The sequence below is a fragment of the Pseudoxanthomonas sp. J31 genome (assembly GCF_000510725.1).
Taxonomy (GTDB): Bacteria; Pseudomonadota; Gammaproteobacteria; order Xanthomonadales; family Xanthomonadaceae; genus Pseudoxanthomonas.
In genome coordinates this window covers 216,920-238,786 of sequence record NZ_AZNZ01000003.1, presented here as the reverse complement: position 1 = coordinate 238,786, position 21,867 = coordinate 216,920, and the positions used below count along the sequence as shown (strand labels likewise).

Sequence of the window (21,867 nt, the reverse complement as noted above, 5' to 3'; positions counted from 1 at the left end):
CATTGTAAGGCGCCGCCCCTGCCCGCCCTTCAGCGCAACAGCCACCAGGGCAGGGCCAGGGTCAGCGCCAGCACCGCCAGGATCGCCGCCAGCCGCGGCAGCACGAACCCCGGCCGCTCGCGCAGCAGCTGCAGGAAGGATTCGCCCTCGCCACGACGTTCGCGCTCCTGCGCCTCGGCGCGCAGGCGCACGCGCCGTTGTTCCTGGTATTCGTCCAGCAGCGCACGTGCGCGCGGGTAGTCGGCCGCGTCGCGCAGCCACAGCCCGGGCGCCGAAAAACCCAGCAGCCCGGCTCCGGTCTCGTACCACTGGAAGCCGTGCTGCTCGAGCAGGGCCCGCACGTCGGCGGCTTCGTCGTCGGGAACGTTGCGCAGGGAAAACAGCAGCTTGGCCATGCGCGCATGATACGCGGCATCGCCGCGGCGGCCGCGGCGGTTTACCCTTGCGTCCCCCAACGGACCTGCCGCCATGCGCCGCTTCCTGCTCCGCTCCACCCTGCTCTGCTCCGTCCTGCTGGCCGCATGCAGCGAACCCGGTCCGCCGCCCGGCGGCTCGGTGGCCGAGCTGCAGCGCATCGACGAGGTGGTCGGCAAGGGCGCGGTCGCCAGCGCCGGCGACAAGGTCACCGTGCACTACACCGGCTGGCTGTACGACGAGCGCGTGCCGGAACGGCGCAGCCGCAAGTTCGACAGCTCGCTGGACCGCGGCGAGCCGTTCACCTTCGTCCTCGGCGCCGGCCAGGTGATCCGTGGCTGGGACGAAGGCGTGGCCGGCATGCGCGCCGGCGGCCGCCGCACCTTGTTCATCCCGGCGGAGATGGCCTACGGCCGCCGCGGCGCCGGACGGGTGATTCCGCCCAATGCCTCGCTGGTGTTCGAGGTCGAACTGCTGGACGTGGGCAGCCGCTGATCCATGCCTGCCAGCACCGTCACCCTGCCCGGCCTGGCCATCGTCGGCGGCGGCCCCGCCGGCCTGATGGCCGCCGAGGTCGCCCGCGCCGCGGGCGTGGAAGTGGACCTGTACGAGGCCAAGGGCTCGGTCGGGCGCAAGTTCCTGATTGCCGGCAAGGGCGGGCTCAACCTCACCCATGCCGAACCCATGCCCGGGTTCGCGGCGCGCTACGGCGTGCGCGAGGCCGAGGTCGCGTCCTGGCTGGCCGGCTTCGGGCCGCAGGAGCTGCGCCAGTGGGCGCGCGGCCTGGGCGTGGAAACGTATGTCGGCAGCTCCGACCGGGTGTTCCCGCTGGACCGCAAGGCCGCGCCACTGCTGCGCGGCTGGGTGCGGCGACTGAAGGAACAGGGCGTGCGCTTCCACGTCCTGCACCGCTGGGAAGGCTGGGACGAAGATGGCGCCCTGCGCTTCCGCAACGGGGACGGCGACCTGCGCGTGCGCGCGCCGGCCACGGTGCTGGCGCTGGGCGGCGGCAGCTGGCCGCAGCTGGGCTCCGACGGCGCCTGGGTCGAGGCCGTGCGTGCGGCCGGGATCGAGGTCGCGCCGCTGGTGCCGTCCAACTGCGGCTTCGACGTGGGCTGGAGCGCGCACTTCGCCGAGCGCCATGCCGGCGCCCCGCTCAAGCCGGTGGTCGCGCACTGGCAGGACGCGGACGGCACGCCGCACTCGCTGCAGGGCGAATGCGTGGCCACCGCCACCGGCATCGAAGGCTCCCTGGTGTATGCGCTGTCGGTGCCGCTGCGCGAGGCCATCGCCCGCGACGGCCAGGCCGTGCTGCAGCTGGACCTGGTGCCGGGGCGCGAGCTGCTGCGCCTGCGCGCCGAACTGGCGAAACCGCGCAAGGGCCGCAGCCTCAGCGAGCACCTGCGCCGCCAGGCCGGCGTGTCCGGGGTCAAGGCCGCGCTGCTGCGCGAGGTGCTGGATGCGCAGGCGCTGGCCGACATGGATCGGGTCGCCGCCGCACTCAAGCGCCTGCCGCTGGTGCTGAAGCGTGCCCGGCCGCTGGCCGAGGCGATCAGCAGTGGCGGCGGCGTGCGCCTGGAGGCGCTGGACGCGGACCTGATGGCCAGCGCCCGCCCCGGCGTGTTCTGCGCCGGGGAAATGCTGGACTGGGAAGCGCCGACCGGCGGCTACCTGCTGACCGCCTGTTTCGCCAGCGGCCTGCGCGCCGGTCGCGCGGCCGCACGCTGGGTACAGGCACGCAACCGCTGACCTCGCCGCGGGGGCGCGGCGCAGTCCATCGCGCTCGCGCCCGATCAGTTCACTCCGCCGCCAACGGCCAGCGTTGCAGCACCTCGTAGCGGACCCCGCCACTGCCGTGCACGCTCTGCAGCAGGGCGAACCCGTCCACGCGCCAGTCCACCGGCGCTACCGGCTGCACCGGGAAGCGCACGCTGGCGCGCCGGCGCACGGTCACATGCGGGGCGAACGCCGGGCCGGCCGGGAGCCGGATCCGGCGCCCGGCCAGGGCCGTGGCCAGCGCCTGGTGCAGCCGCTCCAGCGCCGGTGGCGGCGCCGATGGCCGCAGTACCCAGATCGCCTCGCCGCGGCCGAAGCACTCGGCCTGGTCCAGGCGCAGCACGAATCCCGCCTGGCGCACCTGCGCCGCCGCGGCGCGGGCGTCGTCCGCCAGCGCCTGCGGCAGCTGCGACCACTCGCCCAGCCAGTGCAGGGTCAGGTGGAGGCGTTCGTCGGGCACGCCGGCGCCGCGCTGCGGCGGCTGCCCGGCTTCCAGCGCCTGCCGCGCGGCGCGGATCGCGGCCGCTGCGGCCGCCCCCGGCAGCAGGGCGAAGAACAGGCTGTGGCGTGCGTCCGCGGCGGCGAACAGGTCGCCCATCACCTGCGCTCAGACTGCGGCGGTGACCACGATCTCGACCTTCCAGGCCGGATCGGCCAGGCGCGCCTGCACCGTGGCGCGCGCCGGAGTGTGGCCCTGCGGGACCCACTCGTCCCAGGCCTGGTTCATGCCGGCGAAATCGCCGATGTCGGCCAGGAAGATCTCCGCGCGCAGGATCTTCGTCTTGTCGGTCCCGGCCTGGGCCAGCAGCGCGTCGATCGCCTGCAACACCTGGCGGGTCTGGCCGGTGATGTCCTGGCTGGTGTCCTCCGGCACCTGCCCGGCCAGGTAGGCCACGCCGTTGTGGACGGTCATCTCGGACATGCGCGGGCCGACGTCGAAACGCTGGATCATGGGAGTTCCCTGCTTGCGGAGGAGGCCGCGGCGCGGCCGGGCGGCGCAGCATACAACGCCACCGCAGCGACGACAGTGGCCCGGGGGTTCCCCGGGAACTGCCTGGCACCATCACCGGCACCGGCCCACCCGCCTTCCCGGATCCGGGCGTACACTCGGCGCAGCATGGACCGGGAGGTGGGTCATGTACGCACTGGCGCTGGCAGCGGCCCTGGCCGCATCCCCGGCGGCCGAACCGCCGGCCGAACCGGTTGCGGCCCTGCCGCCGCCGCCCACCCTGCCCACGGTCCAGGCCGTGCAGCACATCCCGGGCATCGACGAGGTACTCGAGATCCCGCCCGACTTGCGGGCGATGCTGCAGGAACGGGTGATCGCCCGCGGTGGCAGCCGCGAGGACCGGATCGAACGCCTGGCGGCGATGGTGCTGGAAGTCGGCGGCCTGGCGCTGGAGTACGACAACGACCGCACCCGCACCGTGGCCGAGACCTGGCGCGACCGCCGCGCCAACTGCCTGTCCTTCACCCTGGTGTTCGTCGCCCTGGCGCGCGCGGCCGGGCTGGAAGCCCGTGTCCAGGAAGTCGGCGAGGTGCTGGCCTGGTACCGCGACGCCGGTGTGATCTACGGCGCCAGCCACGTCAACGCCGGCGTCCGCGCCGGCCTGCGCCGGTACACGCTGGACGTGGAGCGCAACATCCTGGCCATGCGCGACCGCCCGCGCGCCATCGACGACATCCGCGCCCTGGCCCACTTCCGCAACAACCGCGGCGCCGAGCTGATGGCCGCCGGCGACCTGGAAGGCGCGCGCGCGCAGCTGGAGGCGGCGCTGGAGGCCGATCCGGAGTTCGTGCCGGCCCTGAACAACCTGGGCGTGCTGGAGCAACGCGCCGGCAACCTGGACGCCTCCGCCGCGGCCCTGCGCGCGGCCTGGCGGCTGCAGCCGGCGCACACCGCCACCCTGTCCAACCTGGTGAACCTGTACCAGCGCAGCGGCCAGGCGGAGCTGGCAGCCGATTTCGTCGCCCGGCTGGAGCAGGTGCGGCGCAGCGATCCGTTCGCCCAGTTCGTGCTCGCCCTCGGCTGCGAGGAAGCCGGCAACTACGCCTGCGCCGTCACCCACTACCGCAACGCCATCCGCCTGCATGGCGGGCAGCACGCGTTCCACTTCGGCCTGGCGCGCGCCTACTTCCTGTCCGGCCACCCGGACCTGGCCCGGCGCGAGATGGCGCGCGCGGCCAAGCTGGGCGACACCGACCGGGTGCGCGCCATGTACCGGCGCAAGCTGGAACACCTGGAGCACTGGCCCGGGAACGGCCACGCCCTGCATGCGCGCTAGACTTGCGCGATGGAAACCATCGATTTCGAACTGCAGGGCGAACACGTCGAACTGAACCAGCTGCTCAAGCTGGTGGGCCTTTGCGACAGCGGCGGCGCCGGCAAGGCGCTGGTGGCCAGCGGCGTGGTCCAGGTCGACGGCGCCGTGGAGCTGCGCAAGACCTGCAAGATCCGCGCGGGCCAGACCGTGGCCGCGCCCGGCGTGCTGGTGCGGGTGCAGGCGCCGGCATGAGCCCGGTCCGCGCCGCCCCGCGCTCTCCTAGAATGGTGGGCGAAGCGGCCGGCGCGGCCGCATGCAAGCGACGCGGATGAAGCAATACCTGCCCGCCTGGAGCCAGGGCTGGCTGGGCACGATCGTGCCGATCGCCCAGGCCCTGCTGATCGTCGCGGCCGCCTGGCTGCTGCAGCAGCTGGTGCGCCGGCTCGTGCGCCGGCTGATGGACCGCCGCGGCCTGCCGCCGGAGATGGGCATGGCCCTGCACCGGGTCTCGGCCGGCCTGATCGGATTCGGCGCGCTGCTGCTGGTGCTGGAGCGGCTGGGCGTGTCCGGCACGGTGCTGTGGACCGCCTTCACCAGCTTCGCCGCGGTGGGCGCGGTGGCGTTCTTCGCCGCCTGGAGCGTGCTGTCCAACATCTTCTGCACGGTGCTGATCTTCACCACCCGCCCGTTCCGCCTGTACGACTACATCGAGGTGGTGGAGAACGGCGAGAAACCCGGCCTCAAGGGCCGCGTGGTCGACGTCAACCTGATCTACACCACCCTGCAGGAAGTGGCGCGCGATCCCGACCACGCCGGCAGCAGCCTGCAGGTGCCCAACAGCATGTTCTTCCAGCGCGTGGTGCGGCGTTGGCGCGGCAGCGAGGTACCGGCCGCGTGGCTGGCGCCGCCGACGGTCGAAGGCGGCTCGAAGTAGCCCGCGCTCAGCGCAGCTGGCTGTCCTTGCTGCCGCGGCGGTTGTAGCCGGCGAAGCCGGTTTCTTCCCCGTCCTGCGCGGCCTGGCAGGTCACGCACAGGCGCACGCCGGGTACCGCGCGGCGGCGCGCCTCGGGGATCGGCGCATCGCATTCCTCGCAGCGTTCCAGGCTGGGCCCCTTGGGCAGGCGCGCGCGGGCGCGCTCGATCCCGTCCTTGACGGTCGCATCGATCTGATCGTTGACGGCGTTGTCGCCGGCCCATCCGGTCGCCATGGGAACCTCCTGCTCGCGGTACGCATACAGGGTGCCCGCGGGGACGTGAATCCCCGGCAAGTGCCAGGGCCGCCCCGGCGGAAAGGGCGGGCTTCTCAGTCGCGCCCCCCACCCTCGAGGTCGTCGAGGATCGGGCACTCCGGCCGGTCGTCGCCATGGCAGCGGCTGGCCAGTTCTTCCAGGGTGCGCTGCATGGCCTGCATCCGGGCGATGCGCTCGCCCAGCTCGGCGGCGTGCTGCAGCGCCAGCTGCCTGACATCGGCACTGGCGCGCGAGCGGTCCGACCACAGCGCCAGCAGCACCTGGACCTGCTTCATGCCGAAGCCCAGCGAACGCGCCCGGTTGATGAAACGCAGGCGGTGCACGTCGGCCTCGCCATACAGCCGGTAGCCGGCGGCGGTGCGCGGCGGCGGCGGGACCAGGCCGATGTCCTCGTAGTGGCGGATCATCTTGGCCGACACGCCCGAACGCGCCGCCGCCTGGCCGATGGAGTACAGGCCCTCGTCCGCCCGCCGCCCGGCCGCGTGCTTCATGGCGCCTGCCCCGCATCGGCCGCCGGACGCCAGCGCCGCAGCAGCAGGGTGTTGGCGACCACGCTCACCGAGGAGAACGCCATCGCCGCGCCGGCCAGTGCCGGGCTCAGCAGGCCCGCCGCGGCCAGCGGGATGCCGATGACGTTATAGGCGAAGGCCCAGAACAGGTTCTGGTGGATCTTGCCGGTGGTGCGCCGGGACACCTCGATGGCATCGGCCACCAGCCGCGGTTCCGGGCGCATCAGGGTGACCGCCGCCGCATGCATGGCCACGTCGGTGCCCGAGCCCATGGCGATGCCCACGTCCGCCGCGGCCAGCGCCGGCGCGTCGTTGATGCCGTCGCCGACCATTGCCACCACGCCGCCGGACTTCAGCGCCTGGATGGCCGCGACCTTCTGCTCCGGGCGCACCTCGGCCTGGACTTCGTCGATGCCCAGCGCCTGCGCCACCGCGCCAGCGGCGCCGCGGTTGTCGCCGGACAGCATCACCGTGCGCACGCCCATCGCGCGCAGGCTGTCGATCGCCGCGCGCGCGCCGGGGCGCGGTTCGTCGCGGAATGCCAGCAGGCCACGCAGCCGTGGCTGGCCGCCCTCCTCCACCGCCAGCCAGGACAGGGTGTGGCCGCTGGCTTCCAGGTCCTGCGCCCGCGGCAGCAGCGGCTCCACGGCCACGCCGGCTTCCTGCATCAACGCCCGGTTGCCGATCCAGGCCAGGCGCCCATCGACCTTGCCCCGCACCCCGCGGCCCGGCAGCGCCTGCAGTTCGCTGGCCGGCACCGACTGCCCGCCCTCGCGCAGCACCGCCAGCGCGAGCGGATGCGCGCTGTGCTGCTGCAGCGCCGTGGCCAGGGCCAGCAGCGCCTGGCGGTCGCCATCGACCGCCACCGCTTCCAGCAGGCGCGGCTCGCCCACGGTAAGCGTGCCGGTCTTGTCGAAGGCCACCACCTTGATCGAGCGCGCCAGTTCCAGCGCATGCGCGTCCTTGACCAGGATGCCGGCGCGCGCGGCCACGCCGGTGCCGGCCATGATCGCCGTCGGCGTGGCCAGGCCCAGGGCGCAGGGACAGGCGATCACCAGCACCGCCACCGCGTTGAGGATGGCGCGGTCCCAGTCGCCGCTGGCCATGCCCCAGCCCAGCAGGGTCAGCAACGCCAGCCCCAGGATCACCGGCACGAACACCGCGGCGACCCGGTCCACCGTGCGCTGGATCGGCGCCTTCACCGCCTGCGCGTCCTCGACCAGGCGCACGATCCGCGCCAGCGCCGTCTCCGCGCCCACCGCCGCGGTGCGCACCACGACCACGCCCTCGGCGTTCACCGCGCCGGCCGTGACCCGGTCGCCCACGTCCTTGGCCACCGGCACCGATTCGCCCGTGACCAGCGACTCGTCTGCGTGGCTGCGCCCTTCCTCGACGATGCCGTCCACCGGGAAGCGCTCGCCGGGACGCACCACCACCAGGTCGCCCACCGCCACCTGTTCCACCGGCACTTCCGATTCCCCTTGCGCGGTACGCAGGCGCGCCGTGGCCGGCCGCAGTGCCTGCAGGGCACGGATCGCCTCGGTGGCCTGGCGCTTGGCGCGCCCTTCCAGGAACTTGCCCAGCAGGACCAGGGTGGTGATCGCGGCCGAAGCCTCGAAGTACAGCGGCGCATGCGTGCCCTCGCGCAGCAGGTGGAACAGGCTCAGGCCATAGGCGGTACTCGTGCCCAGCGCCACCAGCAGGTCCATGTTGCCGGTGCCGGCGCGCAGCGCGCCCCAGCCGGCGCGGTAGAACCGCGCGCCCAGCCAGAACTGCAGCGGCGTGGCCAGCAGCAGCTGGATCCAGCCCGGCAGCATCCAGTGCTTGCCGAAGGGCATGCCGGCCATCGGCAGGACCAGGGGCGCGGCCAGCACGATGGCAATGGCCAGGTGGCGGGCCTCGGACGACAGTCGCGGCTTGGCCACCGGGGTGGCCCGCGCTTCCTGCGTCGCGGCCTCGCCTTGGCCATCGGAAGATCCGGGGGCAGGCGCCTCCGGCCTGGCGATGCGGTAGCCGGCCTTGCGCACGGCCTCGGCCAGCAGCGCCGGATCAGCGGGTCCGGCGGTACGCACCCGCGCCCGCTCGGTGGCCAGGTTGACCGAGGCCTCGACCACGCCCGGCACCGCGGCCAGGGCGCGCTCGACCCGGCCGACGCAGGAGGCGCAGTGCATGCCCTCGATCGCCAGTTCGGCCTCGCCTGCGGGCACGCGGTAGCCCGCCTTTTCCACCGCGGCGACCAGTTCGGCCGCCGGCGGCAGCGCCGCGCCGCGGACCTCGGCGGTAGCGCTGACCAGGTTGACGCTGGCCGATTCCACGCCCGGCAGCGCCGCCAGGGCGCGCTCGACGCGCCCGGCACAGGACGCACAACTCATTCCTTCCACCGGCAGGCGCAGGGCGGCGGGAGCTGCGCCGGCGGCGGGGATTACAACGATGTTCGGGGTATCCATGGCGACCATGGTGAACCTTCCCATCATGGGAAGGTCAAGTTCGGGATTCGGGATTCGGGATTCGGGCCGTGACCTTGCCTCACCGCCACGCCCGGTTCCCGCTCCCACGAATCACCAATCCCGAATCACCAATCACCAATCTACGAGAACACTGGCTCCAGCAGCCGGAAGGTGCCGGCGTCGGCGTCCATTTCGACCTGGCCGCCGACCGGCACGATGAACTGCTCGCGCAGGTGGCCGATCTGCGCGCCGCGGTAGGCGGGGATGCCCAGCGGGAGGACATGGTCGTCGAGGATCTGTTCCAGGGTCAGCGAACCGTAGCCGGCGCCGGGCTCGCAGTCCGTGCACTGGCCGAAGATGAAGCCCGCGATGCGGTCCAGCACCCCGGCCAGCTTGAGCGTGGTCAGCATCCGGTCCACCCGGTACGGCGCCTCCTCCACGTCCTCCAGGAACAGGATCGCCCCGTCGAACGCCGGCAGGTACGGCGAACCGGCCAGGCCCACCAGCACCGACAGGTTGCCGCCGAGCAGGCGGCCGCGGGCGCGGCCGCCGCGGATGGTCATGGTGCGGTTGCGGCGCGGGACCAGTTCGTCCGCGTCGTCGTCCGGCGGGTTGCGGTACTCCAGCAGTTCTCGTTCGAAGAACACCCGGCGGAACTGGTCGACCACGAAGCGGTTCCAGCTGCCGGCGCCAATCGGGCCGTGGAAGGTCACCAGCCCGGTCCGCGCCTGGATCGCGCAGTGCAGCGCGGTGATGTCCGAATAGCCCAGCAGCACCTTGGGATTGCGCCGGATCAGCGCGTAGTCCAGCAGCGGCAGCAGCCGCGCCGCGCCGGCCCCGCCGCGCACGCATACCAGCGCCCGCACCTTTGGGTCGGCGAACATGCGGTTGATGTCGCCGGCGCGGTCGGCGTCGCTGCCGGCCAGGTGGCCGCGGCGGTTGCCGTAGTGCTCGCCGGCGCGCACCTCGAAGCCCAGCGCTTGCATCGCCTCGGCCGCCAGCTGCAGCTTGAGCCTGTCGTCGGTGGCCGAGGACGGGCTGACCAGGCCCACGGTGTCGCCGGGCCGCAGCGCCGGCGGCAACAGCCGCGCCGCGGCCGCGGCCCGCGCCCGCCCGGGGCCGGCCAGCGCCAGCAGGGAGGCGGCCATCGCGCCGCCGAGGAACTGCCTTCTGTGCATGGGTTGCCTCCCGTCGCCAGTGGCGAGCCTAGCAATCGCGCGCCCGCCGCAGCCAGCCGCCGTCGTTGTCGCGCTCACGCGTTGCGGGCGAAGATTGGCGACCTTTCGTGCCAGGTATGTCCATGCCCCACCCTTCCACGCGGCACCGCTGGATGGTCGCGACCGCACTCGTGCTCCTGCTGGTGCTGCTTTCGTGGGCGGTGATGCGCTGGCGCGGCCCGGCACTGCCCGGCTACGAGGTGGCCGCCGGTCCACTGGTGCAGAACGTGGTGGCAACCGGGCGGGTGGCGGCGCTGTCGCGGGTCCAGGTGGGTGCGGAAATCTCGGGCCTGGTGCTGGAACGGCGGGTGATGGAAGGCGACCGCGTGGCCCCGGGCGACGTGCTGGTGGTGCTGCGCGCGACCGACCTCGAAGCGCGCCGCGACGAGGCCCGCGCTGCCCTGGAAACCCTGCGCCGAACCGACCGCGCCGACGCCCAGGCGCGCTACCGCCAGGCCCAGGCCGACCTGGCCCAGGCCGAGCGCGAAGCCACGCGCCGGCGCGAGCTGGGCGAGCGCCAGCTGGTCTCGCGCGAAAGCGTGGAACAGGCCGCGCAGGCGCTGGTCGCCGCCCGCGCCGCGGCCGAGCAGGCGCGCGTGGCCGCCGCGGCGGTGGCCAGCGGCGGCGCCCTGGAAACCCAGGCGCTCGAACGCCTGCGCGCGGCCGAGGCCGACCTGGAGCGCGCGGTGATCCGCGCCACCGTGGCCGGCACGGTGCTGGCCCGCCAGGTCGAGCCCGGCGACACCGTCACCCCGGGCCAGGTGCTGCTGGAGATCGCGGCCGATGCGCCCGGCGAGATCCTGCTGCCGCTGGACGAGAAGAACCTGGCCCTGCTCGAGACCGGCCAGCCTGCGACCTGCGTGGCCGACGCCTTCCCCGGCCGCCCGTTCGCCGCCACCGTGTACCACATCGCCCCCGGCATCGACCCGGCGCGCGGCACCGTGGACGTGCGCCTGCGCATCGATCCGGCCGCCGACTTCGTGCGCCAGGACATGACCGTCACCGCGACCATCCTCACCGGCCGCCGCGACAACGCCCTGGCCGTGCCCAACGACGCCCTGCTCGGCAACGAGCCAGGCGCCAGCCGCGCCGAGGTGCTGCGCGTGCGCGGCGGCCGCGTGCAGCGCGTGCCGGTGGCGCTCGGCCTGCGCGGCCTTGCAATGACCGAGATCGTCGAAGGCCTGGCCGCCGGCGACAGGGTGCTGGCCGCCGGCGCGCTGGATCCGGCGGAACTCCCGCGCGACGGTGCGCGCGTGCGCCTGCGCGCGCAACCCCTGCCCGCCCCGCAGCCGGCCGCCACGGAGGGCGAGGACCGCGCCCTGCCCGCCGCCGTGCAGGGTGGCGCCGGCTGAGCATGTGGATCGAGGCCACCATCGCCATGCGCTTCCTGCGCCAGGGACGCGCGCAGTCGCTGCTGATCCTGTGCGGGATCGCGGTGGGCGTGGCGGTGATCGTGTTCGTCACCGCGCTGATCTCCGGGCTGCAGCAGAACCTCATCGAACGCACCCTGGGCACCCAGGCGCACGTGCGGGTGGAAGCGCCGCGCGAGGTCAACCTGCTGGCGCCGGCGCAGCCGGGAACGCTGCAACTGGTGCTGGAGGACCCGCGCCCGCAGGCGCTGCGTCCGATCGACAACTGGCTGCAGGTGCGCGACGTGATCGGGCGCCTGCCGGGCGTCACCGCGGTCTCGCCGGTGGTCTCGGGCCCGGCGTTCGGCCGCCGCGGCGATGCCACCGAATCGGTGGCCCTGGTCGGGATCGACCTGGCGCGCTACCTGCGGGTGATCCCGCTGCACGAGAACATGGTCGAGGGCAGGCTGGACGTCGGCTCCGGCAACGGCGTGGTCGGCCGCAAGCTGGCCGAGGACCTGGGCTTGCGCACCGGCGGCAAGCTGCGCCTGGACGCCGGCAACGGCCGCGAGGCGGTGATCAACGTGGCCGGCATCTTCGAGCTGGGCGTGCGCGAGCTGGACGCACGCTACGTCTACCTGGACCTCAAGCAGGCGCAGTCGCTGCTGGCCCTGCCTGGCGGCGCCACCGTGATCGACGTGACCGTGGAGGACGTGTTCGCCGCCGACCGCATGGCCGCGCGCATCAACGGCCTGACCGGGCTGAAGGCCGAGAGCTGGATGCAGACCAATGCCCAGCTGATGAACGCGCTGGCCTCGCAGAGCATGTCCACGCGCATGATCAGCTTCTTCGTCGCCATCTCGGTGGCGCTGGGCATCGCCAGCGTGCTGGCGGTGAGCGTGGCCCAGCGCACCCGCGAGATTGGCATCCTGCGCGCCATGGGCACCCGCCGGCGGCAGATGCTGCAGGTGTTCCTGGTCCAGGGCGCGGTGCTGGGCCTGGCCGGCTCGGCGATCGGCGCGCTGGCCGGCTGGGGCCTGGCGGCCGCGTTCAATACGTTCGGGCCGAAGCTGTTCACCATCGACCTGCCGCCGATCCTGGTGCCGGCGGCAATGGCACTGGCCACCCTGGCCGGCACCGGCGCGGCGCTGGTGCCAGCCTGGCGCGCCTCGCGCCTGGACCCGGTGGAGGCGATCCGCCATGCCTGAGCCGCGCGAGGTCCTGCGCCTGGAAGGGCTGCGCAAGTCCTACAACATCGGCAAGCCGAACGAGGTCGAGGTGCTGCACGGCATCGACCTGCGCCTGGACAGCGCCGACTTTGCCGCCCTGGTCGGCCCGTCCGGCTCGGGCAAGAGCACCCTGCTCAACCTGCTTGGCCTGCTCGACTCGCCCACCGCCGGCGAGCTGTACCTGGGCGGGCAGCCGACGCGGGAGATGGACGACGAGGCGCGCACCGCATTGCGCGGCCGCCACATCGGCTTCGTCTTCCAGTTCCACCACCTGATCGGCGCGTTCACCGCGCTGGAGAACGTGCTCATGCCATGGATGGTGGCCAACGGCAAGCCGACACCGGAGATCGTGGACATCGCCCGCGGCCTGCTGGCCGACGTCGGCCTGGAGAAGTTCGCCGACCGCCGCCCGGACCAGCTCTCTGGCGGCCAGCAGCAGCGCGTGGCGATCGCCCGCGCCCTGGTCACCCGCCCTTCGCTGCTGCTGGCCGACGAGCCCACCGGCAACCTGGACACCAGGACCGCCGCCGACGTGTTCGCCCTGCTGCGCCGCTTCAACGAGCAGTCCGGTTGCGCGGTGCTGGTGGTGACCCACGACCCGCGCCTGGCCGGGACCTGCGACCGCACCATCTCCCTGGTCGACGGCGCCATCGTCTCCGACAAACGCCACGGCTGAGCGCCACGTCCCTGGAGCCCCCAACCCTTCGCGGGAGGGGTTGGCGAGAGGGCGGGCAGTTCCGCGCAACGGTGGCCTGGGGGCGAATGCGGCTGCGAGGGCGCTGGCGTTGACACTCGCCCAAGGTTGCGCCGGCTACGGTGGCCGCCACTTCCGCATGCAAGGAGACGCCATGAAATCGACCCGGATCCCGCTCGCCCTGGCCGCGACCCTGGGGCTGCTGGCCAGCGCTCCCGTTGCCCTGGTCGCACCGGCGCAGGCCGCGCCGCAGGCCCGGGTGGCGCTGGCCAACGCACCGTTCGCGGTCGCCGAAGTGCAGCGCTTCGACTCGCCCTGGGCCATGACCTTCCTGCCTGACGGCCGCCTGCTGGTGACCGAGATGGCGGGCAACCTGCGCCTGTTCGATCCGGCCAGCGGCAAGCTGGGCACGGTCGCCGGCGTACCGAAGGTGGCGCATGGCGGCCAGGGCGGACTTGCCGACGTGGTCCTGCATCCGGGCTTTGCCGGGAACCAGCTGGTCTACATCAGCTACAGCGAGGCCGGCGAAGGCGGCACCGCAGGCGCGGCCGTGGCCCGGGCGAGGCTGGTGCTGGACCAGGACGGCGGCGGCAGGCTCGACGGGCTGCAGGTGATCTGGCGCCAGCAACCGAAGGTCAGCGGCCAGGGCCACTTCGGCCAGCGCATCGCCTTCGGCAGCGACGGCAAGCTGTGGATCAGCTCCAGCGAGCGGCAGAAGTTCGATCCGGCCCAGGACATGAAGACCAACCTGGGCAAGATGATCCGGCTCGACGACGACGGCAGCGTGCCGGCCGACAACCCGTTCGTGGACCAGGGCGGCGTGGCCGCGCAGGTGTGGTCGCTGGGCCACCGCAACATCCTCGGCGTGGCCTTCGACGGCGAGGGCCGGCTGTGGGCGCACGAGATGGGCCCCAAGGGCGGCGACGAGCTCAACCTGATCGAGCGCGGCGACAACTACGGATATCCCGTCGTCTCCAACGGCGACCACTACGATGGCAAGCCCATCCCCGACCACGACACCCGGCCGGAATTCCACGCCCCGGCGGTGAGCTGGAACCCGGTGATCTCGCCGGCCGGCTTCGTGATCTACAGCGGCGACCGCTATCCGGGCTGGAAGGGCTCGGGCCTGATCGGCGGCCTGTCGTCGAAGTCGCTGGTGCGGATCGCATTTGACGGCACCGACGCCCGCGAGGCCGAACGCTACGACATGGGCCGCCGCATCCGCGAAGTCGAACAGGGCCCCGATGGCACCGTCTGGCTGCTGGAGGACGGCACCCGCGACGGCCAGGGCTGGCTGCTGCGGCTGGACCCGAAGAGTTGAAGCCACGGCCGCCTGGACACCGGGGCTACGCCCCCTGCCGCGTGGCAGTCCCCGAAAGCCCCGGATCCCGGCGTGCACGGGGCGGCATGGCGAGGACACGCCTCCACCGTCCGGGTGTCGATTCCGGGCCGCGCCGGACGACGTACAGGAAGAGATCACCGCGCGGCGGCCGCCAGGCGCCGCGCGGCGAGTAGCCCGCCCCTGCAGGAGACATCACCATGGTTGCGCGCAACACAATCTGCCTGTGGTACGAACGCGACGCCCTCGAGGCCGCGCGTTTTTACGCCAGCGTCTTCCCCGACAGCTCGGTCGGCCGGATCTTCCGCGCCCCGGCCGATTTCCCCTCCGGCAAGGCCGGCGACGTGCTGACCGTGGAGTTCACCGTGCTGGGCCTGCCCTGCGTTGGCCTCAACGGCGGCCCGCACTTCAAGCAGACCGAGGCCTTCTCGTTCCAGGTCGCCACCGCCGACCAGGCCGAAACCGACCGCTACTGGGACGCCATCGTCGGCAACGGCGGCCAGGAGAGCGAATGCGGCTGGTGCAAGGACCGCTGGGGCGTGTCCTGGCAGATCACCCCGCGGGTGCTGCTCGAGGCCATCAACAGCCCGGACCCCGGCGTGGCCCGGCGCGCCTTCGCGGCGATGATGACCATGCGCCGGATCGACGTGGCGAAGATCGAGGCGGCCATCCGCGGCTGAGCCGCCCCGCCCTGCCAGCCCCCACCACACGGGTCCGTACGCCTTTGGTCGCGCAGCGCAGGATGTGACGCACTGCTAATATCCGCGCACCGACCGGTTAGGGGGACCGATGCCCGGAGTTGCACCGCTGCGTAAGCCCGGGCACGCCCTCGCGCTCGGGGCTTGCGCTTTCGCCGCGCTGCTTGCGGCGTCGCCGGTCCAAGCCCTCGCCCCGGACCGGCCGATCGGCCAGTTCACCCACGTCTGGTACGAGAACCAGCTGCCGCAGGGCACCGTGCTCGGCATCGCCCAGCACGCCGACGGCACCATCTGGCTGTCCACCTACGCCGGCCTGGCGCGGCACAGCGGCCAGGGCTTCGACACCTTCGAGCCGCGCAACGCACCGGTACTGCAGAGCTCGGCCATCACCGCCGTGGCCAGCGACGGCGACCAGGGCCTGTGGGTAGGCACGCTCAACGGCGGTCTCTACCACCGCCGCGGCAACCAGCTGCGCCAGGTGGCGCTGCCGCAGGGCGCCGACAGCGTGTTCGGCATCGTCACCGATGCCGGCGGCGCGCTGTGGGTGACCACCAACCTGGGCGTGGTCCGGATCGCCGACGACGATGCGCGGCTGCTGGGCGACGCCGAAGGCTTCCCGCCGCGCGGCTTCTACCGCGCCATCGTCGCCGACCCGGCCGGCGGCGTGTGGATCGCCGCCGACGGCGTGGGCGTGGTGCACTGGGCCGGGGACGGGAGCGGCGCGCGCCTGTACGACGCCCACGACGGCCTGCCCTCCAACGCCGTCTACAGCCTGACCATGGACGCCTCCGGCACCGCCTGGGTCGGCACCCAGAACGGCCCGGCCTACTTCCGCGACGGCCGCTTCCACCGCGAGCGGCGCATCGCCGCGCTGGACCAGAGCCGCATCTACACCCTCTACGGCGACCGCGAGGGCACGGTCTGGTTCGCGCCGCTGGGCGCCGGCCTGTGCCGCCTGACCGCCGCCGACTTCTTCTGCGACGACAGCCTCGAGGGCCTGCACGGCGAGACCGTGCGCTCGATGCTGGAGGATCGCGAGGGCAACCTCTGGATCGGCACCACCTCCAGCGGCGTGCACCGGCTGAGCCAGTCCAAGCTGGTCACCATCACCGCGCCGATGGCCTCCAACGCGGTGCGCGCGGTGCACCCGGCCGCCGATGGCACGCTCTGGATCGGCACCGATGGCGGCGGCCTGGCGCGCTACCGCGAGCCGTACCTGGAGCCGGCGGAGGCCTACAACCGGCAGCTGCCGAGCCAGCTGGTGCGCGCCATCCTCGGCGACGCGGCCGGGCAGCTGTGGGTCGGCGGCACCGAAGGCGTGATCCGCTTCGACCGCGCCGGCCGCGCCCGCCACTTCAGCATCGGCCACGGCCTGCCCGGGACCATCGTGTTCGCATTCGCCCCGGCGCGGGCCGGCGGCATGTGGGTCGGCACCCTGCAGGGCGTGGCCCGGATCGACGGCGGCCAGGTGCACGTGGCCGAGCCCACCCGCGGCGACGACGTGCGCTCGCTGTACGAGGATCCGGACGGCCGCCTGTGGATCGGCCTGCGCAGCGGCCTGCGCTGCCTGCAGGGCGGGCGCCTGGACGACTGCGGCGTCGGCGGCCTGTCCGGCAGCGTGTTCGCCTTCCATCCCGGCGAGGACGGCAGCCTGTGGCTGGGCACCGGCAACGGCATCGTCCATGTCCGCCGCGGCGTGGCCACCCGCTACGCCGAAGACGCCGGCTTCCACGGCGATGCGGTGTTCGCGCTGCTGGACGACGGCGACGGCAACTTCTGGTTCAGCTCCAACCGCGGCATCGGCCGCATCGCGCGCTCCGACCTGGCGGCGCTGGACCGCGGGCATGCGCGCAAGGTCGCGCCGCAGTGGTTCGGCACCGCCGACGGCATGCTCAACGCCCAGGGCAACGGCGCCTCGCAGACCCCGGCCGGGCGCACCGCCGACGGCCGCATGTGGTTCGGCACCGCCAAGGGCCTGGTGCTGGTCGATCCCGGGCGCATGCAGGGCAACCCGCAGCGGCCGCCGGTAACGGTGGAGCGCCTGCTGGTGGACGGCGTGGAAGTGGATCCGGAGGGGGCGCCGCGCCTCGCCCCCGGGGTCGAGCGCCTGGAACTGCACTACGCGGCGATGAGCTACGTGGCGCCGACGGCGGTGCGCTACCGCTACCGGCTGGAGGGCTTCGACCGCGGCTGGAACGAGGCCGGCAACATGCGCCGCGCCCACTACACCAACCTGCCGCCGGGCGACTACGTGTTCCGGGTGGTGGCCAGCAACAACGACGGGGTGTGGAACATGGAGGGCGCCAGCCTGCACTTCACCCTGCTGCCGCGCTGGCACCAGACCTGGTGGGTGCGCGGCCTGGCGCTGCTGGCCCTGGCCGGGCTGGTGGTGCTGGGCGTGCGCCTGCGCCTGCGCGCCGCACGCATCCGCGAGCGCGAGCTGACCCGCGAGGTGGCGCTGCGCACCGAGGCCCTGCGCGAGGCCAACGAGCGCCTGCGCCGGATCGCCGCCAGCGACGCCCTGACCGGCATCCCCAACCGCGGCGAGTTCAACCGCCGCCTGCGCGAGGCCTGGAACGACCACGCCAACCGCGACGCGCCGCTGGCGGTGCTGCTGGTCGACGTGGACGACTTCAAGGCCTACAACGACAGCTACGGCCACCTCGGCGGCGACACCGCCCTGGTCGCGGTGGCCAACCGCCTGGCCGACATGGTCGGTCCCGGCGAAGGTCTTGTGGCGCGCTACGGTGGCGAGGAGTTCGCGGTGCTGCTGCGCGACTGCGACGCCGAGGCGGCGCTGGAACGCGCGCAGCGCATGGTGGCCGGGATCCGCGCCTGCGCCATGCCGCACCGCGCCTCCAGCGTGGGCGATGCGGTCACCGTCAGCATCGGTGCGGCCAGCGTGCGCCCGGCCGACGGCGCCAGCCCCGACGACCTGCTGCGCAGCGCCGACGCGGCCCTTTACCGGGCCAAGGCCGACGGCCGCGACCGCGCCCTGCCCGCCGGCGAGGCGCCGCCGATCGTGCTGCCGTTCTGAACGGCAGCCGCGGCCTGGCGGCCGGCCCGCGCCCGGGGCGCGTACACTGCCCCCTCGATCCGACGAGAGTGCAGATGGCCAAGCCGAACTATTCCTTCGAGAAGCGCCAGCGCGAGCTGGCGAAAAAGAAGAAGCAGGACGAGAAGGACGCGAAGAAGCGCGCCGCGCGCGAAGCCAGGAACGGCACGCCGACGGCGGGATGAACGATAACGGGCCCCGCCCCGCCTGCATCTGGGTGGACGCCGATGCCTGCCCGGTGCCGGTGCGCGAGATGCTGTTCCGCGCCGCCATGCGCGCCAGGGTGCAGCTGACCCTGGTGGCCAACCAGTGGCTGCGCACCCCGCCCTCGCCCTTCATCCGCGCCATCCAGGTGCAGGGCGGCTACGACGTGGCCGACGACGCCATCGCCGAGCGCGCCGGGGCCGGCGACCTGGTGGTGACCCAGGACATCCCGCTGGCCGCCCGCGTGCTCGCCAACGGCGCGCTGGCGGTCAATCCGCGCGGCGAGCGCTTCACCGCCGACAACATCGCCGAGCGGCTGTCGGTGCGGAACTTCATGGAGGAACTGCGCGGCGCGGGGGTGCAGACCGGCGGCCCGGCGGCCTATGGCCCGCGCGAGCGCCAGGCCTTCGCCGCGCAGCTGGACCGCTGGATCGCGCAGCGGCGGAGTTGAGCCGCGCATCCGGAGGACGCCGCCGCACGGCGGCGCCCCCGTACCGGTCAGCGTTCGACCGGGCGTGCCTGGGTGACCTTGAACGCCGCCTCGCGCCCGGGCGCGCCGGTGCCCGGCTGGCCGCCGCCGACGAACACGCGGTAATTGCCCGCGAACACCTGGCGCTCGCCTTCGGCGGTCACCGCGCTGAGGTCGCGCGGATCCAGCGCGAACTCCAGCACCCGGCGCTCGCCCGGGGCCAGGTGCACGCGCTGGAAGCCGCGCAGCGCGATCCGCGGCAGGCCTTCGATGTCGGGGAAGTCCAGGTACAGCTGCGCCACCTCGTCGCCGGCGCGCTTGCCGGTGTTGCGCACCTCGGTGACTACCTTCAGCCCCTCCTGCGCGCCGCCCGGCGCCGGCTCCAGCCTCAGCGGCGCATAGGCGAACGTTGTGTAGCTGAGACCGTGGCCGAACGGGTACACCGGCTTGCCTTCGAAATAGCGGTAGGTGCGCCCGCGCATGGCGTAGTCGTCGAACGGCGGCAGGTCCTCGACCGAACGGTAGAAGGTCAGCGGCAGGCGCCCGGCCGGGTTGGCGTGGCCGGCCAGCACGTTGGCCACCGCCAGGCCACCGGACTGGCCCGGGTACCAGGCCTCGATGATCGCCGCGGCATGCTGCTTCGCCCAGGCCAGGTTCACCGGGCTGCCGTTCATCAGCACCACCACCAGCGGCTTGCCGGTGGCGCGCGCGGCCTCCAGCAGCGCCTGCTGGTCGGCCAGCAGGTCCAGGCTGGTCTTGTCGCCGCCCTTGAAGCCCGGCACCTCGACCGGCGCTTCCTCCGCTTCCAGGTCCGAGGTCAGGCCGACCACCGCGACGATCACGTCGCTGTCGGCCGCCGCCGCGCGCATGCGTTCGAGCGGGTCCTCGACCACCCGCTTCCACAGCAGGCCGATGCCGGCCAGTACCCGCGCCTCGCTCACCACCTTGACCGGGTAGCGCTTGCCCGCTTCCAGGTGCACGGTTGCCAGCGTCGGCAGGCTGTTCCAGGACGCGCCCTCCAGGTCCAGCAGCGGCTTGCCGTCGAACTCCAGCGAACCATTGAAGCCGCCCAGGCCCAGGCGGTAGCTGCCGGTTTCCGGCGGCACCAGGTAGCCGGTCCACTCCACGCGGTGGATGTCGTGCACCTGGGCCAGGTCCAGGCTGCGGCTGTTGACGTCCGCCTCCACCCGCTCGACCACCGGTTGCTCCTCGAAGCCCACCTGCGCGATCCAGGCGTCCATCTGTCCGGGCTCGAACCGCGCCGGCGGCTTCTGCCGGGTGTTGTAGTAGCGCGCCAGCAGCCCGGGCCGTCCGTCCGGCGCCAGCAGCGCCGAGTTCGGCACCGGATCGCCGTCGGTGTAGGTCGGCGAGAACGGGACGTGGGCGAGCGTGGCTTCGGGCATGGCCTTGCGCAGGCCTTCCAGCACCGAGACCGGCGGCGCCGACTGGGTGGAGGAATAGTTGCCGCGCAGCACCCGGGTGGCGTCGGCCAGCGGACCGACCACCGCCACCTTCGCCCGCGGGCGCAGCGGCAGCACGCCGTCGTTCTTCAGCAGCACCAGGCTCTTCTCCGCCGCCTCCAGCGCCAGCGCGGCGTGTTCCGGCTTGCCCAGCTCCTCCGGCGAGGCGGTCTCGGTGGACACCGGGCGCAGGCCCGGCAGGTCGCCGGTGCGGTAGCGCGCGGCGAACAGCCGCACCAGGGCGCGGTCGACGTCGGCCTGGGTGATCAGGCCGCGCTCCAGCGCCTCGCGGTATGGCCGCGACAGGCCGGCGGTATCCACCAGGGTGGCGCCGTTGCACTCGTTGTCCACGCCCGAGCGCATCGCCGCGGCCACCGCGGCGGCCGGGTCGGGCGCGTAGTGGTGGTGCTTGCTGATGTCGGCCACCGCGTCGCAGTCGGAAACCACGTAGCCCTTGAAGCCCCAGGCGCCGCGCAGGTAGTCCTTGAGCAGCAGGTCGTTGGCGCAGGCCGGCTGCCCGTCGACCCGGTTGTAGGCGCACATCACCGAGCCGGCGCCGCCCTCCACGATCGCGGCGCGGAACGCCGGCAGGTAGGTGTCCTCCAGGTCGCGGCGGGAGACGTAGACGTTGGCCGAATGCCGGGTCGATTCGGGGCCGCTGTGCACCGCGTAGTGCTTGGGCGTGGCGACGATGTCGTACCACTGCGGATGCTCGCCCTGCACGCCGCGCACGTAGGCCACGCCCATGCGCGCGGCCAGGAACGGGTCCTCGCCGTAGGTTTCCTGGCCGCGGCCCCAGCGCGGGTCGCGGAAGATGTTGATGTTCGGCGACCAGGTGTTGAGCCCGGTGCCGATGCGCCCGGTGCGGCCGGTCTGCCGCGCCAGCGCGTGCAGGCCGCGCACCTCGGTGGCGATCACCTGGCCCACGCGCCGCACCAGGGCATCGTCGAAGCTCGCGGCCAGGCCGATCGGCTCGGGGAAGTTGGTGGTCGGCAGGGTGCCCATCGCCCCGTGCAGCGATTCGGTCCACCAGTTGTAGGCGGGCACGCCCAGGCGCGGGATCGCCGGCGCGGTGTTGAGCAGCTGTTCCAGCTTCTCCTCCGGCGTCAGCTGCGCCACCAGCGCCGCGGCCAGCTCGCGCGCCGGATCCGCAGGCTCGCCGGCGGACGCGGGTGCGCCAGCCTGCGGCGCACCGGCAGCGGGCATCGCCGCGGGCGATGCAGTGCACAAAACCAGCGCCAGCAGCAGCGGGCTGGCACGCAGCGATCCGACCATCCGATTCCTCCCGTGGAAGTCCATTCCGCGCCTGCGGAAAGCGATGCCAGAGGGTAGCCGCAGGCCTGCGCATCGGCGATTCCAAAACGCATATCCCAGGGATCTTTTTTCCTATACCGGCCCAATCGCGCCCCTGCCCTGGCTTATGCTCGCCGCGCCCCGCATCCAGTACGAACGCGCTGCCCGCGCACGAAGGCGGCGGCCACCCGGCGCGGGCC

At 73.2% G+C, this 21,867-nt stretch carries 21 protein-coding genes; 13 read left to right on the top strand and 8 right to left on the bottom strand.

All coding sequences use genetic code 11. From position 1 onward, the window contains the following. Nucleotides 1-29 precede the first annotated feature (29 nt). The gene (locus PSEJ31_RS0106770; protein WP_019399764.1) at nt 30-395 is read right to left on the bottom strand and encodes a DUF6164 family protein; all 366 of its coding nucleotides are present in this window, start codon (nt 393-395) and stop codon (nt 30-32) included. A gap of 73 nt (nt 396-468) precedes the next feature. Between PSEJ31_RS0106770 and PSEJ31_RS0106765 the strand changes: the two genes are divergently transcribed. Both PSEJ31_RS0106765 and PSEJ31_RS0106760 read left to right on the top strand, forming a co-directional pair. Then, on the top strand, nt 469-909 hold the full coding sequence (locus PSEJ31_RS0106765; RefSeq protein WP_019399763.1) for an FKBP-type peptidyl-prolyl cis-trans isomerase: 441 nt from the start codon (nt 469-471) through the stop codon (nt 907-909). Nucleotides 910-912: 3 nt separating this feature from the next. Next, a complete protein-coding gene (locus PSEJ31_RS0106760) occupies nt 913-2,163 on the top strand; it encodes a TIGR03862 family flavoprotein (protein ID WP_028915017.1) in 1,251 nt (416 codons plus the stop codon). 49 nt (nt 2,164-2,212) lie between these two features. Here PSEJ31_RS0106760 and PSEJ31_RS0106755 read toward each other — a convergent pair whose 3' ends face one another. Then, nucleotides 2,213-2,788: a 2'-5' RNA ligase family protein gene (locus PSEJ31_RS0106755; protein ID WP_028915016.1), complete on the bottom strand. Its 576-nt coding sequence runs from the start codon at nt 2,786-2,788 to the stop codon at nt 2,213-2,215. Between the two features lie 9 nt (nt 2,789-2,797). Then, nucleotides 2,798-3,142, bottom strand: coding sequence for a RidA family protein (locus PSEJ31_RS0106750; RefSeq protein WP_019399760.1), 345 nt, complete (start codon nt 3,140-3,142; stop codon nt 2,798-2,800). 184 nt (nt 3,143-3,326) lie between these two features. On the opposite strand from PSEJ31_RS0106750, the gene PSEJ31_RS0106745 reads away from it, so the two are divergent. The 3 genes from PSEJ31_RS0106745 (at nt 3,327) to PSEJ31_RS0106735 (ending at nt 5,388) form a co-directional block, all read left to right on the top strand. Then, nucleotides 3,327-4,475 carry a tetratricopeptide repeat protein gene (locus PSEJ31_RS0106745; protein WP_028915015.1) on the top strand — a complete coding sequence of 383 codons (1,149 nt, stop codon included), beginning with the start codon at nt 3,327-3,329 and terminating at the stop codon, nt 4,473-4,475. Between the two features lie 9 nt (nt 4,476-4,484). Then, nucleotides 4,485-4,706, top strand: a complete 222-nt coding sequence (locus PSEJ31_RS0106740; protein ID WP_028915014.1) for an RNA-binding S4 domain-containing protein — start codon at nt 4,485-4,487, stop codon at nt 4,704-4,706. Nucleotides 4,707-4,782: 76 nt separating this feature from the next. Next, nucleotides 4,783-5,388: a mechanosensitive ion channel family protein gene (locus tag PSEJ31_RS0106735; protein WP_028915013.1), complete on the top strand. Its 606-nt coding sequence runs from the start codon at nt 4,783-4,785 to the stop codon at nt 5,386-5,388. 7 nt (nt 5,389-5,395) lie between these two features. Here PSEJ31_RS0106735 and PSEJ31_RS0106730 read toward each other — a convergent pair whose 3' ends face one another. The 4 genes from PSEJ31_RS0106730 to PSEJ31_RS0106715 form a co-directional block, all read right to left on the bottom strand. Continuing rightward, nucleotides 5,396-5,662: a DksA/TraR family C4-type zinc finger protein gene (locus tag PSEJ31_RS0106730; protein ID WP_019399756.1), complete on the bottom strand. Its 267-nt coding sequence runs from the start codon at nt 5,660-5,662 to the stop codon at nt 5,396-5,398. A gap of 95 nt (nt 5,663-5,757) precedes the next feature. Further along, nucleotides 5,758-6,195 carry a Cu(I)-responsive transcriptional regulator gene (cueR, locus tag PSEJ31_RS0106725; protein ID WP_028915012.1) on the bottom strand — a complete coding sequence of 146 codons (438 nt, stop codon included), beginning with the start codon at nt 6,193-6,195 and terminating at the stop codon, nt 5,758-5,760. After that, a complete protein-coding gene (locus PSEJ31_RS0106720; protein WP_026010751.1) occupies nt 6,192-8,660 on the bottom strand; it encodes a heavy metal translocating P-type ATPase in 2,469 nt (822 codons plus the stop codon). The genes cueR and PSEJ31_RS0106720 overlap by 4 nt, the downstream gene beginning before the upstream one ends. Nucleotides 8,661-8,800: 140 nt before the next feature. After that, nucleotides 8,801-9,838 (bottom strand): LD-carboxypeptidase, encoded by a 1,038-nt coding sequence (locus PSEJ31_RS0106715; protein ID WP_026010750.1) that lies wholly within the window; start codon nt 9,836-9,838, stop codon nt 8,801-8,803. 122 nt (nt 9,839-9,960) lie between these two features. On the opposite strand from PSEJ31_RS0106715, the gene PSEJ31_RS0106710 reads away from it, so the two are divergent. The 8 genes from PSEJ31_RS0106710 to PSEJ31_RS0106675 all read left to right on the top strand — a co-directional run bounded on the left by PSEJ31_RS0106710 (nt 9,961) and on the right by PSEJ31_RS0106675 (nt 18,896). Next, complete coding sequence (locus PSEJ31_RS0106710; RefSeq protein WP_028915011.1) at nt 9,961-11,229, top strand: efflux RND transporter periplasmic adaptor subunit; 1,269 nt, start codon at nt 9,961-9,963, stop codon at nt 11,227-11,229. A 2-nt stretch (nt 11,230-11,231) separates the two neighbouring features. After that, nucleotides 11,232-12,434: an ABC transporter permease gene (locus PSEJ31_RS0106705; protein ID WP_028915010.1), complete on the top strand. Its 1,203-nt coding sequence runs from the start codon at nt 11,232-11,234 to the stop codon at nt 12,432-12,434. Continuing rightward, the gene (locus PSEJ31_RS0106700; protein ID WP_019397059.1) at nt 12,427-13,131 is read left to right on the top strand and encodes an ABC transporter ATP-binding protein; all 705 of its coding nucleotides are present in this window, start codon (nt 12,427-12,429) and stop codon (nt 13,129-13,131) included. Before PSEJ31_RS0106705 ends, PSEJ31_RS0106700 begins: the two co-directional genes overlap by 8 nt. A gap of 172 nt (nt 13,132-13,303) precedes the next feature. Then, complete coding sequence (locus tag PSEJ31_RS0106695; RefSeq protein WP_028915009.1) at nt 13,304-14,470, top strand: PQQ-dependent sugar dehydrogenase; 1,167 nt, start codon at nt 13,304-13,306, stop codon at nt 14,468-14,470. A gap of 218 nt (nt 14,471-14,688) precedes the next feature. Next, on the top strand, nt 14,689-15,168 hold the full coding sequence (locus PSEJ31_RS0106690) for a VOC family protein (RefSeq protein ID WP_028915008.1): 480 nt from the start codon (nt 14,689-14,691) through the stop codon (nt 15,166-15,168). Nucleotides 15,169-15,277: 109 nt separating this feature from the next. Further along, entirely contained in the window at nt 15,278-18,223 is a 2,946-nt protein-coding gene (locus PSEJ31_RS0106685) for a two-component regulator propeller domain-containing protein (RefSeq protein ID WP_028915007.1), read from the top strand. A 74-nt stretch (nt 18,224-18,297) separates the two neighbouring features. Beyond that, nucleotides 18,298-18,426 carry a hypothetical protein gene (locus PSEJ31_RS17325; protein ID WP_019397063.1) on the top strand — a complete coding sequence of 43 codons (129 nt, stop codon included), beginning with the start codon at nt 18,298-18,300 and terminating at the stop codon, nt 18,424-18,426. Then, nucleotides 18,423-18,896 carry a YaiI/YqxD family protein gene (locus tag PSEJ31_RS0106675; protein ID WP_019397064.1) on the top strand — a complete coding sequence of 158 codons (474 nt, stop codon included), beginning with the start codon at nt 18,423-18,425 and terminating at the stop codon, nt 18,894-18,896. Before PSEJ31_RS17325 ends, PSEJ31_RS0106675 begins: the two co-directional genes overlap by 4 nt. Nucleotides 18,897-18,943: 47 nt before the next feature. On the opposite strand, the gene PSEJ31_RS0106670 is transcribed toward PSEJ31_RS0106675, so the two are convergent. Next, nucleotides 18,944-21,649 (bottom strand): glycoside hydrolase family 3 C-terminal domain-containing protein, encoded by a 2,706-nt coding sequence (locus PSEJ31_RS0106670; protein WP_037034681.1) that lies wholly within the window; start codon nt 21,647-21,649, stop codon nt 18,944-18,946. Between the last annotated feature and the right edge of the window lie 218 nt (nt 21,650-21,867).